This is a genomic window from Chryseobacterium nepalense (assembly GCF_023195755.1).
Lineage (GTDB): Bacteria > Bacteroidota > Bacteroidia > Flavobacteriales > Weeksellaceae > Chryseobacterium > Chryseobacterium nepalense.
Map to the genome: position 1 here is coordinate 2,147,155 of NZ_CP096203.1, position 19,184 is coordinate 2,166,338.

At 39.2% G+C, this 19,184-nt stretch carries 8 protein-coding genes; 7 read left to right on the plus strand and 1 reads right to left on the minus strand.

The genetic code is table 11. From position 1 onward, the window contains the following. Nucleotides 1-31: 31 nt before the first annotated feature. Complete coding sequence (locus tag M0D58_RS09335; protein ID WP_248388647.1) at nucleotides 32-988, plus strand: acetyl-CoA carboxylase carboxyltransferase subunit alpha; 957 nt, start codon at nucleotides 32-34, stop codon at nucleotides 986-988. Nucleotides 989-1,041: 53 nt separating this feature from the next. On the opposite strand, the gene M0D58_RS09340 is transcribed toward M0D58_RS09335, so the two are convergent. Next, a complete protein-coding gene (locus M0D58_RS09340; RefSeq protein WP_248388649.1) occupies nucleotides 1,042-1,749 on the minus strand; it encodes a DUF6759 domain-containing protein in 708 nt (235 codons plus the stop codon). Between the two features lie 144 nt (nucleotides 1,750-1,893). Between M0D58_RS09340 and tsf the strand changes: the two genes are divergently transcribed. From tsf to M0D58_RS09370, 6 genes are all read left to right on the plus strand, one after another. Continuing rightward, a complete protein-coding gene (gene tsf, locus M0D58_RS09345; RefSeq protein WP_248388651.1) occupies nucleotides 1,894-2,718 on the plus strand; it encodes a translation elongation factor Ts in 825 nt (274 codons plus the stop codon). Nucleotides 2,719-2,909: 191 nt separating this feature from the next. Further along, nucleotides 2,910-6,278: a T9SS type B sorting domain-containing protein gene (locus M0D58_RS09350; protein ID WP_248388653.1), complete on the plus strand. Its 3,369-nt coding sequence runs from the start codon at nucleotides 2,910-2,912 to the stop codon at nucleotides 6,276-6,278. A gap of 75 nt (nucleotides 6,279-6,353) precedes the next feature. Next, entirely contained in the window at nucleotides 6,354-9,494 is a 3,141-nt protein-coding gene (locus M0D58_RS09355) for a T9SS type B sorting domain-containing protein (protein WP_248388655.1), read from the plus strand. A gap of 285 nt (nucleotides 9,495-9,779) precedes the next feature. After that, on the plus strand, nucleotides 9,780-12,590 hold the full coding sequence (locus M0D58_RS09360) for a T9SS type B sorting domain-containing protein (RefSeq protein WP_248388657.1): 2,811 nt from the start codon (nucleotides 9,780-9,782) through the stop codon (nucleotides 12,588-12,590). A 169-nt stretch (nucleotides 12,591-12,759) separates the two neighbouring features. Then, nucleotides 12,760-15,570, plus strand: a complete 2,811-nt coding sequence (locus M0D58_RS09365; RefSeq protein ID WP_248388660.1) for a T9SS type B sorting domain-containing protein — start codon at nucleotides 12,760-12,762, stop codon at nucleotides 15,568-15,570. A 164-nt stretch (nucleotides 15,571-15,734) separates the two neighbouring features. Continuing rightward, complete coding sequence (locus tag M0D58_RS09370; protein WP_248388662.1) at nucleotides 15,735-19,145, plus strand: T9SS type B sorting domain-containing protein; 3,411 nt, start codon at nucleotides 15,735-15,737, stop codon at nucleotides 19,143-19,145. Nucleotides 19,146-19,184 lie beyond the last annotated feature (39 nt).

Below are 19,184 nucleotides of genomic sequence, written 5' to 3' on the forward strand. Positions count from 1 at the left end.
TAAATTTGAAAGATTTAATTTACTTCAAGAAATGGAATATTTAAGTTTCGAACTTCCTATAAAAGAGCTAATGGATCAACTTCAGACCTGTTCTTTAGTAGGAGAAGAAAGTGGTGTTGATGTAAAATTAGCATGTAGCCAAATCGAGGATAAGATTTTAGAAAAGAAAAAAGAAATCTACAGTAATCTTACGCCTTGGCAGAGAGTACAACTGTCCCGTCACCCGGATCGTCCTTACGCATTAGATTATATCAACGGAATGGCGGATAAAGGCAGCTTCCTTGAACTTCACGGAGACAGAAATTTCGCTGATGACCCGGCAATGGTAGGTGGCTTACTTACACTGGACGGACAGAAAGTGATGGTCATCGGTACTCAGAAAGGAAGAACTACAAAAGAAAGACAACACAGAAGGTTCGGAATGCCGAATCCTGAAGGATACAGAAAAGCGCTTCGACTGATGAAACTTGCTGAAAAGTTTCAGATTCCGGTGGTAACTTTGGTAGACACACCGGGAGCTTATCCCGGACTGGAAGCTGAAGAAAGAGGCCAGGGTGAAGCCATTGCAAGAAACATTTTTGAAATGGTTCAGCTTAAAACGCCAATCTTTACTTATATCATCGGCGAAGGTGCCAGTGGCGGAGCACTAGGAATTGGTGTAGGAAATAAAGTATACATGCTGGAAAACACCTGGTATACGGTAATTGCACCGGAAAGCTGTTCATCCATCCTTTGGAGAAACTGGGATCACAAGGAAGATGCAGCCAATGCTTTGAACCTTACCCCGAAAGATGCTTTAAGAGAAAAATTCATTGACGGTATTATTGAAGAACCTCTTGGAGGAGCACATTATGATCCGGCAGGCACTTTCCAGAATCTGAAGACTTCGATTTTACAGAATATCAAAGCCTTCTCAAAATTCACAGGACAGGAACTTGAAACCCAAAGACAGGATAAATTCATTGCCATGGGGCAATTTAAAGGATAACATAAAAAAGCCGGCTAAGAAATTTCTTAACCGGCTTTTTTTATGATATGCTTTTAATCTTCTCTGAGGTTCAACTCGATTTCAATATCTTTATTGATCTTTTTTAAGGATGAGTACTTTGCATCGCAAACCATTGTTGTAAGAATGTATTCTCCTTTTTCAACCAGCAGAAAATTCTGCCCGTTTGCCGGAACATCAAGATTATAATATTTTTTTCCGTTGATTTTTACGATAAGATTGCACTTCGATCTATTTTTTATATTGATGTATGCTTCTTTATCCATGGGATCATTATTAAACATATGGGTAAGCATTGCTGCCGTTTTTTTGTGCTGCTCACTTGCCCCCGATTTTTTACTGGTAGCTCCCGTAACACTGGCATAATTCACGGTTCTTTCAGGCGTTGCCGCACCCGTATTAGCAGCTATGGCTTTCCCTTTGTTAAGATTATTGTTATCAATCACCATCTGCTTGATCTTATCTTCACTTAACGTTTTTATCGTTGGCTTAGCCTCCGGAGAATTATTTGCCATGACGATCTGCATAAGTTTTCTTTTGAAATAATCCGTTTTGGCGTGTCCGGGATTCTGCTTCAGGAATCCTGCAACAACTCTGGCTTCAGCAGTACTTTCCGCATCACTTTCAGTATAAATGATAACCGTTTCCTTTTCAACAATGGCTTTCGATTTTGCCTTTTTCTTTTTCTGTGAAAAACCGAAGGTAAATATGCATAAAAATATGAGGAGAAATATTTTTTTCATTAAAGAGACATTTAAAAATTTATTAAATAATATAAATAACGCAAAAAGTCATTTTTTAGTTTATCATTAAAATCATTATCTTTGCGCAGCTTTAAAAGTAAGCTAAAAATTAATACGAATCTTAAATAAAAAAAAATAGATATTATGTCTTATACACCAGCTGCTGCAGACGTAGCAAAATTGAGAAACCAAACAGGTGCAGGTATGATGGACTGCAAAAAAGCTTTAGTAGAAGCTGAAGGAGATTTCGAAAAAGCAGTAGATATCCTTAGAAAAAAAGGACAGAAAGTAGCTGCAAACAGAGCAGACAGAGAATCTACTGAAGGGGCAGTGATCGCAAGAGTGAACGAAGACAACACGCTAGGTGCTGTTATTTCTTTAAACTGCGAAACTGACTTCGTTGGTAAAAACGAAGCTTTTATTGAACTGGCTTACGAACTTGCTGAAATGGCGATCTTTGCTGCTACAAAAGAAGAACTTTTGGCTACAGATTTCCACGGAATTACTGTTGCTGAAAAATTAGTTGAGCAGACAGGTGTAATCGGTGAAAAAATCGAAATCGGTGCATTCGAAAGAATTGAAGGGCCTTTCTTAGGAGCTTACATCCACGCTGGAAACAAAATCGCTGCTATCACTTCTCTTTCTGCTAATGTAGAAGGAGCTTCCGAAGCGGCTAAAGCTGTTTCTATGCAGGTAGCTGCTATGAACCCAATCGCTCTTGACGAAACTTCTGTTTCTCAGGCAACTATCGATAAGGAATTGGAAATCGAAAGAGAACTTCTTATTAAAGAAGGGAAACCGGAAAACATTATCGAAAACATCCTTAAAGGTAAAATGCAGAGATTTTACAAAGACAACACATTAGTACACCAGGCTTTCATTAAAGATGGAAGCATCACTGTTGCTGATTATGTAAAATCTGTAAATGCAGATCTTAAAGTAACAGGATTCGTAAGAGTAAGCTTATAATTCTATCCAGATTTAGAACATATAATCCCGGTGCTGGTCACCGGGATTTTTTATTTCCCAATTATAAGATCTTTTGATACATTAAAAATATATTAAATATTCAGCAATCTTGCATTTTATACATCACACCCGCTAAATTTATATAAATAATTGATTTTTAATACTTACATTTGCATCCCTTATTGACAAAAATGAAAAAACTTCTACTAACTATTTGTACTTTTTTTTGTTTATTATGCAATGCACAGCTTGATACGGACCACTGGTTTGCTCCTATGGCATCAAAAGTCGGAAACAGCGCACTGCAAGGTTACCTATATCTTTCTACAAACGAGACAACTCCCTTTAATGTTCAGATTTTCAATGACAATACATTATATACAACAGTACAGGTAAGCAAAGGTAACCCTGTGGAAGTAACAATTCCGGATTCTTTTCTCATCACCACTGATCAGCAGGACCTTTTCATCCCTAACTCTATGGGAATGTATGTGAAAGGACCTAAAAAGTTTTTTGCGAATTACAGATTTTCTCTTCAGAATCACGCAGAAATTATCACATCCAAAGGATTGGCTGGACTGGGAACTACTTTTTATGCAGGGATGGCTCCGAATAACAGTGATTCTCCGAATATAAGCGTGCCCATCATCAGTTCGACAATAGGTATTACAGCCACCGAAGACAATACAGCAGTAATCGTTTCCGGATATAATCCAAACGTTATTTTTTCCGATGGTTCTTCCACCCCCACAAAGACTTTCACACTAAATAAGGGACAATCCTATATTATGGATGTACGTGCCGCAGACAGCCCTTTTAATCTTGACGGACTGATTGGTGCCAAAATAGTAGCCACAAAACCAATTTCCGTGACGAATGGAAATTTTAACGGAATGCATTATCCCGCGAACGGCCTTACCAATAATGACATCCTGATGGACCAGGCAGTGCCGGTAGACAGGCTTGGAAAAGATTTCGTAGTAGTAAAAGGTAACGGCTCCGGAAACTCACCAATGGAGTCGGCAATGGTAATTGCCACAGAAAACAACACCCAAATTACGGTTAATGGAGTCAATTTAGGGATCACTCTAAATGAAGGACAATATTACATGATCCCGAGCAGCAATTACATCAATCAGGGAAACGGAATATATAATATGGGAATTTCCACCAGTAAAAATGCTTATGTATATCAATTTTTGGCAGGAGTTTCCGGCGGAAACGAGTTTCCTACCGGAGGAATGAATTTTATTCCGCCTTTAAGCTGTTTCCTTCCCAATAAAATTGATGAGATCGGTTTTATTAATAAAATCGGAAACCAGGCATACAGCACAAGGCTCAACATCATTACCCAAACCGGCGCCAATGTCACTTTAAACGGAAACGCCATCAATGCGATATACGGTCCTGTTCCTGTGAACGGTAACCCAAACTGGGTAACCTATTCTATTCCAAGCGTTTCAGGAACCATTACGGTAAATTCCACTAAATCTGTTACAGCAGGAATTGCTGCCGGTAGTGGCGCCGTAGGATATGGTGGTTATTTTGCCGGATTTTCTTCAGTGCCCGTTATTTCAAAAACCGGCGACTGCTATCTGGGAATTCTTTTGCAGGTAGACAACACCTATGATGCTTATCAATGGTACCTCAACGGAAATCCTATTCCGGGTGCAACCTCATATTCTATTAACCCAGAATTATATGGAGCAGGAACATACACCTGCCTCGTTACTAAAAATAACTGTGAGTCAAAATTAACTACCGGCTACAATTACACGCTGTGTCCACCCATTACGACAACAACCTATAATATCGGTTCATGCAATACCAAAGTTATTTCTCCTGCTTTTACAACATCGGCTCAGACGATAGTGCCTGCCAATACAAGTATTATTCTGGCACCAACTTCAGGAACAGCAACCGTAAATCCTGTAACAGGGCAAATCACCTATACACCTAATCCAGGTCTTACGGCAGACACCACAGATAGCTTTATTTACTATGCTGAAGGCAACGGAAATCCTGCTGATTTTGAATATTTTAAAATTATTATCAATATAGATGTTTTACAAACGTCAAACGGATTATTAACATCGTGTACTGATTCAAACGGAAACGGAATATTTGATCTTACCTCAGTAAACGTTACTCCGGATTCCGGAACTACAGTTCAGTATTTTACCAATGCAGCATTAACCGGCACCCCGATAGCTAATCCTGCAAATTATAACAGCCCCGCAGGAACAGTTTATGCCAACGTTACCTCTCAGTACGGATGCACAAAAACTGCACAAATCACGTTAACAACTAATCCTTCACCTTCTGTAAATACTGGAAATTTCAATGCAACACTATGTGATGATAATTTTGACGGAATTGTGAATGTAAATTTTACAACAGTTACCTCCGCAATTGTAACCAATCCTGCTGTCATTAACGTAAGATATTATCTTCAGCAGACAGACGCCAATGCAGGAAATACCAATAATTTACCAGCCAACTGGAGTTATACGGCCAATACAACAGTATATGTTCGTGTAGATGCAGTTACAGGAAACTGCCCGCCTGCTTTCGGACAGATAAATTTTAAAATAGGCAACAGAATTACATTACTGGCTACTTCAGCAAACACAGACATCTGTGATAATGACATTAATGGCTCCGAAAGTGTAAATTTAAATGATTATAAAAACCTGTTTACCAATAATGCAGGTGTAACCCTAACATTCCACACTACGTTAGCCAATGCACAGGCCGGAACTAATTCTATATCTCCAGCACAGGTTATTACCGCATCTTCAACTATCTTTTATATAAGATTTACGAGCGCAACAGAGTGCCCAATCACAGGTGTTTTAACAATACTTTTAAAAGCTCCGAAAAAATCTGATGTTCTGAAAGATCAAATTGTCTGTGATGGAGAAAAAGTTATCTTAGATGCGGGTCCCGGCTTTACCTCTTACAAATGGAGTACAGGTGCAACAACACAAACCGTAAATGTGGGCACGGGAAGCTACTATGTAGATCTCGAATTCAACGGGTGTATATACCGTCAGACGGTAAATGTGACCACTTCAGCCTCTCCAACAATTACTAAAATTGAAGTATCAGGTTACAATGCAACAGTTTCCGTTTCCGGCGGAACACCTCCCTATGAATATTCTTTAAACGGAATTGATTATCAGACTTCTAATATATTTACAGGCTTATCAAGAGGCTTACACACCGCTTATGTTCTGGGTGCAGACCAATGCTCTCCCGTTATAAAAGAGTTTTTAGTTTTAAACCTGATCAATGCAATTACCCCAAATGGAGACGGGATTAATGATGTTCTGAATTATTCAGATCTTAAAATTAAACAAAATGTTTCCATAGAAGTTGTAGACCGCTATGGAGCTCCTGTCTACAAGTCTTCTGATAAAAATTATATCTGGGATGGAAAGGTGAACGGGAGACCATTGTCTACGGGAACTTATTGGTACGTGCTGAAATGGACGGAGCCTGACACAAAATTACCGGTTTCCTATTCCGGATGGCTTTTAATTAAAAATCGTGAATAAAAACAACTTTTTAATGTTTTTTTAACAATATATTGAATAATAGTTTATTTTTGTAGAAATCATAATCCATACCATATGAAAAGATTTCTATTATCTTTCGTATTAATGCTTTTTGCAGTTAATACTTTTTTTGCACAGAGAGATACGGAACATTGGTTTGCACCGATGAAAAACAAAACAGGTTTAACCGGTGGTGCAAACAGCCAATCCATTTATTTCTCTACCGATTCCACGGTTCCTTTTGATGTGGATATTTACAATAACAACACCGTAATTGCTACCGTGAATATTGTTAAAGGAAGTCCTGTAATATACAATCTTCCTATAACCGCCGGAAACTCGAATATCGTTACATCACTCCAGGCCGATGCCTTCACACCGATCACTAAGGGCATTTACACAAAAGGCTCCAAACCTTATTATGCCAATTTTAGAATTTCGGTTCCAAGTCACGGCGAAGTTATAACCTCTAAAGGAAAAGCCGGAATCGGTAAAAAGTTTTATGCAGCAGCTGCACCGATCACGGATATCAGCGGAGGAGGTATTTACAACTTCACGACGGGAATCCTTGCAACAGAAAACAATACGGTTGTTACCGTTTCAGGATATTCTCCAAGTGTTGTATTTTCAAACGGCACTACGGGAGCTACCACTCCATCTATGTCTTTTACCCTTAATAAAGGACAATCTTATATTATCGAAGGAGTAGGAAACCAGTCCGGAAATGCCACCGGATTCATTGGGGCAAAAATTGAAGCCGACAAGCCTGTATCCGTAACCAATGGTAACTTTAACGGCCAGTTTGCATGGGGAGCTGTAGGAGGAAGCTCGGATATCATTATGGACCAATCCGTTCCGGTAGAACGATTAGGAAATGAATTTGTTTTGGTAAAGGGAAATGGTAACGTTTCCGCCCAGATGGAAGACGCCCTGATCATTGCTACTGAAAACAACACAGAAGTACGCATCAACGGCGGCCCGGTAGTAGCAACCCTTAATGAGGGACAATTTTACAGAGTAAACGGTCCCAATGCCGGAGCTCCCGCCAACAACGTTAATTATATCAATCAGGGTAACGAACATTATAACATGTACATTAAAACTTCTAAAAATGTATATGTTTACCAGCTTCTTGCAGGTTTAGCAACCAGTATTGCAACTTTAGGATATAATTATATTCCGCCTTTGAACTGCTTCTTACCGCGAAAGATTGATGAGATTGCTTTAATCAATGACCTGAATGGCGTTTCAAATGATATTAAATTAAATATACTTACAGAAGCAGGAGCTACTGTTACCTATACCGTCGGAGCCGGAGCTCCGGTTACACCAACTGCGGCACAGGGTCCATATCCTGTGCAGGGAACTTCAGCATGGGTATCCTACTCCATTGCAGGACTATCCGGTAATATTACGGTAAACTCTACAAAAGCAGTAACAGCAGGTATTGCAGGAGGAAGCGGAGTTGTTGGATATGGAGGATATTTTGCAGGGTTTTCATCTGTTCCGGTAATTGCCAAACAAACCGGAGACTGTGTTCCGGGAATTGTTCTTGAAGTTGATGATAGTTTTGAGACCTATCAGTGGTTTTTAAATGATGTCGCAATTCCGGGTGCTACGCAAAATGTATATACTCCGACTCAGGCAGGAAATTATACGGTAAAAGTGACAATGGGAACTTGTCCTCCCGTAACCACTCCTATTTACAAGGTGTTCTCATGTGTAACCAATACGACAACCAGCCTCAATGTATGTGCTACTAAAGTAATTACACCTGCATTTTCATTCAACACAACACAGACTCCTGTGGCAAGCACTGTAACTATTCTTACTTATCCTTCACACGGAACAGCAACACTGAACCCTTCAACAGGGCAAATCACCTACATTCCGAATCCAGGCTATTTAGGTGCGGACACTATTGTTTATCAGTTCTGCGGTAACGCTACTGAATTTATTGATTGTGAACATGTAACTTTAAATCTAAATGTTGTTCCTTTCATTTTAACCGATACCACCATTAAAGCATGCCAATATAACGGAAAAGGATTCTTTGATCTGACAACAGCTATTGTAACATTATACAATCCTGTCACCAAGAAATTCTACCCTACGCTGGCAGATCTTAATGCAGGAACCAACCTGATCACTAATCCAACCAATTATTTTTCGGCGGAAGGATTTGTATACGTACAGGTAACTACTAATGAAGGTTGTGTTGGAAATGCCAAAATAACACTAGCATTCTTCCCTTCGCCTGTAGTAACAGAAGCAACTTTAAGTGAGTGTTTCCTTGAAACTGATGAAGGTAAGGCAAAATTTGATCTTACTATTGCCAGCGTAACAACAGAAAGTCCGGTTACGAAAAAGTATTATCCTACATTTGTGGATGCAAGTAACGGAACCAACGAAATCCTGAACGCAGACACTTATATCTCCGGAAACGGGACTGCCTATGTGAGAGTTTACAATAGTAATCAGTGTTATTCTATTGCTAAGGTTAATCTGAAAGTTATTCCTCCGAAAAGATCTGCGATTCTTACTGATAAAATTATTTGTATCGACGGAAGAACCAATCTTGACGCCGGACCGGGATATGCTTCTTATGAATGGAATACCGGAGCAACCACACAGGTACTGGAAGGTGTTTCCGTAGGTGAATACTGGGTAATCCTTGAAGATAACGGATGCTTTGTAAAACAGATGGTATACGTGAAAAAAGCAGATACTCCGGTTATTAGTGAAATTGAAATATCAAATAATACGGTAACTGTTCATGTAACAGGAGGTAAAGGGCCTTATCAATATGCCGTGGATTCGCCAACCAACTGGCAGGATTCCAATGTATTCACCGGACTTACAAGAGGACAGCATGTGTTCTATGTAAAAGATGCATACAACTGTACACCGGTTTCTGTTGAGATAACCGTACCAAACCTTATTAATGCCATTACCCCTAACGGCGATAATAAAAATGACTTTATCGATTATAGCGAACTTTCTTACAAAGACAATCTTTCATTTGTTGTTTACGACAGATATGGAAATAAGATATTCACAGGAGATAAATTCAATAATTACAAATGGGACGGGAAGCATTATGATAAAAAATTGATAACCGGAACATACTGGTATCATATTAATTGGAATGAACCTAATAAAGAAAAAACTCCAGTTAAATATACAGGTTGGATATTAGTGAAAAATATAGACTGATAAATACCAAATACATATATTATTGGCTGTCCTTGAGACAGCCTTTTTTATTTAAAATTAACTGCTAATTAACGGTGAAAGATCCCACTTATTTCCAAAAAAATTTTGCAATATACAAAAATATTAATGACTTTGATGTAGTACTATTTATTATCAATCAATTGCAATAACGAATTTAACAATTATATCAATATTGTGGTATCAATTATATAGTTTTTTTCTATTTTTTATAAGGATTATATTAAAATAATGTTTTATTTTTGCATTAGTCTTAATTTACTTGTTATGAAAAAAAATTTATTTGCCTTTTTATTATTGCTCTTTGGCATTAATATTACCTTTGCTCAAAAAGATACTGAGCATTGGTTTGCACCGTATTTTGATAAAACAGGTTCGAGCTATAAACATGCATTATATTTCTCTACAGACTCCGTAGTTCCATTCGAAGTAAAGATTTATAGTCATAATGACATTATCGGCACAGTAACGATCAGCAAAGGGTCGCCACAGGTTTTCAATTTACATTTTAGTAAAATAAGAGTCGTAGGAACATCCAATGCCGGAGTTCCTATTAATGTGGGACTTTACACAAAAGGCGACAAACCCTATTTTGTATCATTAAGAGTCGCTATAATTTCGCATGGCGAAATCATTACCTCTAAGGGCAAGGCAGGGATTGGCACTAAATTCTATGCAGCAGCCGCTCCTCTTACAGCAACTGGTAGCTTATATAATTTTACAACAGGGATCATGGCTACAGAGAACAACACGGTTGTTACCGTATCCGGGTACGATCCTAACGTACAATTTACAAACATCCCTACTCCCACACCCTCTACACTCACTGTTACATTAAATAAAGGACAATCTTATATTCTTACCGGGAATACCGATGTGCCCGCTAATAAAGAAGGATTTATCGGAGCGAAGATAGAATCAACCAAACCAGTATGTGTAACAAATGGAAATGCGAATGGTTTCTATGCCACGGGAACCGTTGACGGCTCTGATCTTATTATGGATCAGTCCGTTCCTACAGAACGCCTCGGCAATGAATTTGCCATGGTAAAAAGTATTTCTACCAGCACTGCAAACATGGAAGGAGGAATTATAATTGGCACCGAAAATGGCACCGATATCTATCTGAATGATTCTACGACACCTGTTGCTACCATTAATGAAGGAGACTATTACAGGATTCTTGCCAATCAATATAAAAATCAGGGAGGAGGACATTTTAATCTGTATGTAAGAACGACAAAGAATGTGTATCTGTATCAGTTGGTGGGAGCAGGAGCAGCTAATAATACCGGCGGATATAATTATATACCACCGTTGAACTGTTTTCTTCCAAGAAAAATTGATGAAATTGGAAATATCAATCAGATGCCATATATCACATCTGCCATCAATCTGAAACTTAATATTTTGACAGAAGCAGGAGCTGCTGTTACTGTAAACGGTGTGACACCTACTGCCGCACAGGGACCTTATCCCCTTACCGGAAATTCTCAATGGGTCACCTACGCCATTCCAGGAATTACAGGAAACGTAACCGTTACCTCAACAAAAGCCGTAACTGCAGGAGTAAACGGGGGATATAGTACCGCAGGATATGGAGGATATTTTGCAGGCTTCTCTTCTATTCCGTTAATTACAAAAAAAACGGGAGACTGTATTCCCGGACTAATACTGGAAGTTGCGGACAGCTATAACACCTATCAGTGGTACCGAAACGGAGTTCCTGTTTCGGGAGCCAATTCCTACAGCTATACACCTACAGTTTCCGGAAACTATACCGTAAAAGTTACGATGGGCTCTTGTACTCCGGCAATAACACCGGTATATAAGGCGTATAAGTGCTTACAGCAAACAACAAAAAGCATGATCCTGTGTGAAGCCTTCCACACCATTATCCCTGAATTTACCAATTCTACACAGACTTATGTTCCCAATACGGTAATCATTATAACACCGCCTGTAAACGGAACGGCAGTGATTAATCCTAACGGAGCAATTATTTATACACCAAACCCAGGATTTTTAGGAAACGACACCATTGTTTATAAATTCTGCGGAAATGATCCGGAATTTCCAGACTGTGAACAGGTAACTCTAAACTTAACAGTTTCAGCAAGTCCAACGGCAAACGATGTTATTTTAAGATCATGTTCATTAATCTCCAATCCTTCGACGGCTTCATTCAACCTGGCGACGGCTCCTGTAACTTCAAGCCAGGGAGTTACAAAAAAATATTACCCATCTATTACCGATGCACAAAACGGAACGAATGAAATTCTTAATCCCGCTGCATACATTGCTCCAAACGGAGTTGTCTTTGTAAAAGTAAGTATAACGAGCTTATGTTTCAGAATTGCGAAAATAACGCTGGTTGTACTTCCTCCTGCGCATTCTGATATTTTGAAAGACAAAATTATTTGCATGGAAAAGACTACAACACTCGACGCAGGACCAGGATTTGACGGGTATCAATGGAGCACAGGAGCGACAACGCAATCGATCAATAATGTGACAGTGGGTACGTATTGGGTAGACCTGAAGACCGGAGAATGCGTCACAAGACAAAACGTAAAAGTATACCCGTCCGAACAGCCGGTTATCTCAAATATCGAACTATCAAATAATACCGTTACCATACACGCCATCGGAGGAACGGAACCATACAAATACTCAACCGACAACATCAACTGGCAGGATTCTAATGTATTCACAAATATACCGAGGGGAGGTCTGGTTTTTTATATAAAAGACGATTACGGATGCACGCCTATTTCCACAGAAGTTACCATTCCGAATTTAGTGAATGTCATCACGCCTAACGGAGATGGGATAAATGATATTCTTGATTATTCGGCACTGGCTTACAAACCGGATTTTAAATTCAGTATTTTTGACCGTTACGGAAGTAAGATCCATGAAGGAAATAAAACAAACAGCTACAAATGGGACGGAACCATGGTAGGCCGAAAAGTACCTACTGGAAGTTATTGGTTTGACATCAGCTGGAATGAACCTAATAAAGAAAAAACTCCGATAAAATATACAGGTTGGATACTTGTAAAAAACATTGATTAATATAAATGATTATAATTAAAAAAGGGACCGTCTTAAGACAGTCCTTTTTTATTTAAATACCAGCTGCTTTTTACAGCTTATAAATATTGATTTTAAAAGTGTTTTTCAATATAATATAATTAATTTTTAAAATATTCTGTTATTTTTGCAATAATCCTAATTCCTATCTATGAAAAGATTTCTATTATCTTTCGTATTAATGTTTTTTGGCATTAATACAATTTTTGCGCAAAGAGACACAGACCATTGGTTTGCCCCTTATTTTGATGTATCAAGTTCCACCTATAACCACGGGTTATATTTGTCAACAGATTCCACGACTCCATTTGAAGTTAAAATTTACAATAACAATGCTGTTATCGGGACTGTTACCATCAGTAAAGGCGCACCTCAGGTTTTTAATCTCAATACCAATACCATAAGAACCACCAGTATTTCTGCTGCAGGCGTTCCTAATAATATGGGAGTATATACAAAGGGAGACCGTCCGTATTTTGTTTCCCTGAGGGCTGCAGTAAGTTCGCATGGAGAAATCATTACCTCTAAAGGGAAGGCCGGAATCGGAACAAAATTTTATGCTGCCGCCACTCCTATTACAACTACCGGCTCGCAGTATAATTTCACCACAGGGATCATGGCAACAGAAGACAACACAACCGTTACCATATCCGGATATGATCCGAATGTACAGTTTGCCAACATTCCGACGCCTACACCACTTACACTCACCGTTACATTAAATAAAGGGCAGTCTTATATTCTTACCGGAAACGGCGGCGTAGTAGCCAACAGAGAAGGATTTATCGGAGCAAAAATAGAAGCAACAAAACCTATTTCCGTAACAAACGGAAATTCGAATGGCTTCTATGCAACAGGTAGCAATGATGGCTCCGATCTTATTATGGACCAGTCTGTTCCAACAGATCGTCTAGGCAATGAATTTGCGATGGTAAAAAGTATTTCTACCAGCCCAAACAATATGGAAGGCGGAATTATAATCGGTACCGAAAATGACACAGATATCTATTTGAATGATTCCACAACACCTGTTGCCACGATTGATGAAGGAGAATATTACAGGATTCTTGCCAATCAATATAAAGATCAGGGAGGAGGCCATTCTAACCTGTATGTAAGAACAACAAAAAATGTATACCTGTATCAGTTGGTAGGAGCAGGCTCTGCCAATAATACCGGAGGATATAATTATATCCCGCCGTTAAACTGTTTCCTTCCAAGAAAAATTGATGAAATCGGAAATATCAATCTGATGCCGGGTATCACTTCTGCCATCAATTTAAAACTTAATATTTTAACAGAAGCAGGAGCTGCCGTAACAGTGAATGGTGTAACTCCTACTGCCGCGCAGGGACCTTATTCCCTTACTGGAAACTCTCAATGGGTTACCTACGCCATTACCGGGATTACAGGAAACGTAACCGTTACCTCAACAAAAGCAGTAACTGCAGGAGTAAACGGAGGATACAGCACAGCAGGATATGGGGGCTATTTTGCAGGCTTCTCTTCCATTCCTTTAATTGCAAAACAAACGGGAGACTGTATTCCAGGGCTTGTTCTTGAAGTTGATGACAGCTACGAAACATACCAGTGGTTTTTAAACGGAAACCCTATTCCAGGTGCTAACTCTAACAGCTATACACCAACAGTCGCCGGAAACTATACCGTAAGAATTACGGTGGGATCTTGTGCGCCTGCTACTACACCGATATATAAAGTATTTACCTGCCTTCAGGAAACTAATAAAAGCATTACTGTTTGTGAAGGATTCCAGGCTATTATTCCTGAATTCACAAGCTCTGCACAGACATATGTCGCCAGCACGGTAACAATTGTAACACCTCCGGCAAACGGAACAGCTGTTATTGATCCGAACGGAGTGATTATCTATACTCCGAATTTCGGATTTGCAGGTACAGATACCATTGTCTATAAATTCTGTGGCAATGATCCCGAATTTACAGACTGCGAGCAAGTTACTTTAACTTTAACGGTTTCTGAAAGTCCGACGGTAAACGATGCTACTTTAAGATCGTGCTTTATAGAATCAAATCCTGCAACAGCCTTATTCAACCTTACAACCGCTCCCGTAACAGGAACTACCGGTGTTGTAAAACAATACTATCCATCCCCTACCGATGCACAGAACGGAACCAATGAAATCCTCAATCCAGATAACTATATTGCGCCAAACGGAGTTGTTTTCATAAAAGTCAGCAATGTTAACGGATGTTTCAGAATCGCGAAAGTTACCTTGGTTGTACTTCCGCCTGTCTACTCAGCTGTACTTGAAGATAAAATCATTTGTATGGAAGATACGACAACATTAGATGCAGGAGCAGGCTTTGACGGATATCAATGGAGCAACGGAGCGACAACACAGTCAATCAATAATATGACAGTAGGTACCTATTGGGTAGATCTGAAGACCGGAGACTGCGTAACAAGACAACAGGTAAAAATATATCCTTCTGAACAGCCGGTTATTTCGAATATTGAAATTTCAAATAATACTGTTACTGTAAACACAATCGGTGGAACGGCACCTTACAGCTATTCATCAGACAATATCAACTGGCAGGATTCTAATGTATTTACAAATGTTCCGCGAGGTAATACCGTATTTTATGTAAAGGATGATTATGGCTGTGATCCCATTACAGTGGAAGTTACCGTTCCGAATTTAATTAACGTCATCACGCCTAACGGAGACGGGATAAATGATATTCTTGATTATTCGGCACTGGCTTACAAACCGAATTTTAAGTTTAATATTTTTGACCGTTACGGAAGTAAAATCCATGAAGGAAATAAAGCAAACAGCTATCAATGGGATGGTGCAATCGGAGGCAAAAAAGTATCAACAGGCAATTATTGGTTTGATATAAGCTGGAATGAACCTAATAGCAAGAATACGCCAATTAAGTATTCCGGATGGATTATGGTAAAAAACAGAGAATAGATATTTATCAATTACAATTCAATAAGAGACCGTCTTTCGAGATGGTCTCTTTTGTTTAATATATATGTATAACTAAAAAAACATGATCCTGAGCAGTTTATTTTGCTATTTTAAATAAAACAATTATATTTTATTATTAAATTTGTAATAAAAGCAACAACTTAATGAAAAAAGTTTTATCTATTTTATTTATATTTTATTTCTTAAGCTCTTTGTTTGGTCAATTGGACAGAGAGCACTGGTTTGCCCCTATGGTAGATAGAACTGCAAATCCCAATCCTTTCCAGAGGCTTTATCTTTCCACTAACCGCACCACACCTTTCCCCGTAAATATATATAATAACAATACAATAATTGCCACTGTAACAATCAGCAAAGGGAATCCCCAGAAAATTGACATTCCGAGGGATATGATTATTACGACTCAACAGACTGATCTTTTTACAACTACTACAAAAGGCCTATATGTAAAAGCAGAATTTCCCTTTTATGCCAACCTCAGATTTTCGGTGTTTAATCATGCCGAAATTATAACCTCTAAAGGCATACCTTCTACCGGGAAACTATTTTATGCAGCGAGCGCTCCCATTACGGTAAATAACAACATCCTGAATTTCATGGCGAGTATTCTTGCAACAGAAGATAATACAACGGTTACCGTATCAGGATATAAGCCCGGTGTACAGTTTTCTAATGTAACTACCGGCATTACCAATCCTACAATAAGTTTTACTTTAAATAAAGGGCAATCATACATTATCGATGGAATAGCAAATGTTCCCGGAAATGGAAATTCTGATGGTTTCATTGGTGCTAAAATTGTATCCAACAAGCCTGTAAATGTTACAAACGGTAACTTTAACGGACAATATGCCGGAAATTTTGACACCAGCTCTGATATACTTATGGATCAGGCTGTTCCTGTAGAAAGACTCGGAAACGAATTTGCTTTGGTAAAGGGTAACGGAAGCCTTACTTCGAATATGGAGGGAGCCCTTGTAATTGCTACTGAAGATAATACTGAAGTACGCGTTAATGATGAAACAGTCCCGATTGCTACATTAAACATCGGACAGTATTTCATGATTCCCGGTTCAAAATATCAGCTACAGGGAAACGGACATTATAATCTCTACATCAGAACTTCAAAGAATGCATATATCTACCAGGTTCTTGCCGGGGCAAGCAATGCAGGGAACGAGGTTGCAACAGGAGGGTTCAACTTTATTCCCGCGCTCAACTGCTACTTACCTAAACAAATCAACGAGCTTGGTCTTATTGATGAAAACTTTGTGTTTTCAAACGGAAATCCAGCCGGAATTCTAAATGTTCCCACAAAGCTGAATCTTATCACGGAACGCGGTGCCGTAGTTACTGTAAATGGTGCTACGCCGCCTGCTACAACAGGCCCTTTTAATATGACGGGAACCAATAACTGGGTTACGTACGGAATTCCCAACACCACAGGAACTATAACAATTGTATCTTCCAAAGCGATTACGGCAGGAATTACCGCCGGGAGTGATGCCGTAGGGTACGGTGGTTTCTTTGCAGGATTCCCTACACAGCCGGTTATCCTAAAAACAGGAGGAGACTGTGCGCCCGGTATTGTTCTTACGGTGGACCCTGTTATTTATGATACGTACCAATGGTATAACAACGGAAATATAATCCCTGGCGCTACTGGCCCGTCAATATCTCCCACCCAATCGGGATACTACACCTGCTCCGTTACAATGGGAAGCTGTGCTCCGCTGATAACAGAACAATTCAAGGTATTAAACTGTACAAAACTTTCATCAGCAGCCTATGATCTTTGTACTTCCAAAACAATTACTCCCGCCTTCACAAGTTCATCCCAAGCACCTGTTGCTTCCACCGTATCTATCCTTACCGCACCAACGCTGGGAACAGCAACCGTAAACCCGGCGACCGGAGTCATAACCTACACGGCAACGAATCCCGGAACCGCAGCAACAGATACTTTTACCTATACTTTCTGCGGAAATGATCCGGTATTCACCGACTGTGAAACCGTAACCGTTACGATGAATATTCAGTCCGTGATTGTAAATAATGCTACGATCACTGCTTGTAATAATGGCTCGGGACAGGGAATATTTAATTTAACATCTGCCAATGTCACCAGTAATTCGCCGGTAACAATTACATACTATCCATCACTGACGGATGCCCAAAATGAAACACCGGCAGCTCAGATAACAGCACCAACCAATTATACTGCTGCAAACGGAACCGTTATATATGCTGTAGTAAAAAATAATCTCGGATGTAAAAACATTGCGCAGATTACCCTTAATCTATATACTTATGCCACCATCATTAACAATTATACAGGAACATTCTGTGATGGCAATCTTGATGGTACGGTTGAGGTTATTTTATCCAACATCACTCCTATTGTTTTATCAAATCCTACCTATTTTCCATTAGTAAGATATTATGCAAATATAACAGATGCCAATATCGGAAATAATAATACCCTCCCGAATAACTGGTCTTACACAGCTCCAACAACGATTTACATAAGAGTAGACTCACCAGACGGATGCGCACCCGTAGTAAAACCCCTTAATTTTATTATCGGACCTAAAATCCCGTTGACAAATGCAACTCTATTGGAAACTATATGTGATGATAATCTGGATGGTTCCAAATTAATTGATTTATTGCCTTACATTAGCCAATTTACCCCAGATCCTGCAGTAACGCCTACTTTTTTTGCAACACAATTGAATGCACAGAATAATACTTCGCCGCTTGCAAATCCGGTTAATATTACCGGGGTACAAACCATCTATATACGTTTTGAAAAACCTGGGATATGTCCTAACATAGCCTCAATTACTATTAATCTAAAAACACCGAAGCATTCCGATATTTTAGTGAGTAAAGAGATTTGTCCGCAAACAAAAACCATCTTGGATGCCGGACCGGGCTTTACCAGTTATGTATGGAGTACCGGCGCTACAACACCTTCTATCAGCAATGTAGGACCGGGTAATTATTGGGTGGATCTTACTTTTGACGGCTGTACTTACAGACAGAATGTAACCGTAACAGAATCTGTTCTTCCGGTAATCGGCAGCATTGAGATAAATGGAAGCACCGTCACCATCGGTGTGAGCGGAGGAACTCCCCCTTATGAATATTCCTTAGACGGAATAAACTGGCAGAGCTCTAATGTTTTTACCAATGTACCGCGTGGAAATCAGATTGTCCATGTTCGTGATTCCAACCGATGCGATGACGTGATAAAATCCTTTGTCATGATTAATCTTATCAATACCATTACGCCAAACCTGGATGGTTATAATGACTCTATTGATTATTCAGCATTAATGGATAAAGAAAACATTGTTTTCAGAATATTCGACCGGTATGGTGCTGAAATTTTCAGGGGAGACAAATCCAACAGATTCATTTGGGATGGCAAAATTCAGGGCGGAAGACCTATAAACACAGCAACTTACTGGTATCTGTTAAGCTGGACCGAATCTAAAGGTGCAACCACGGTAAAATATACAAGCTGGCTATTGGTCAAAAATTATTAATTTTAGAAGTAATAAAGAATACTTTTATTTGATTTTAGC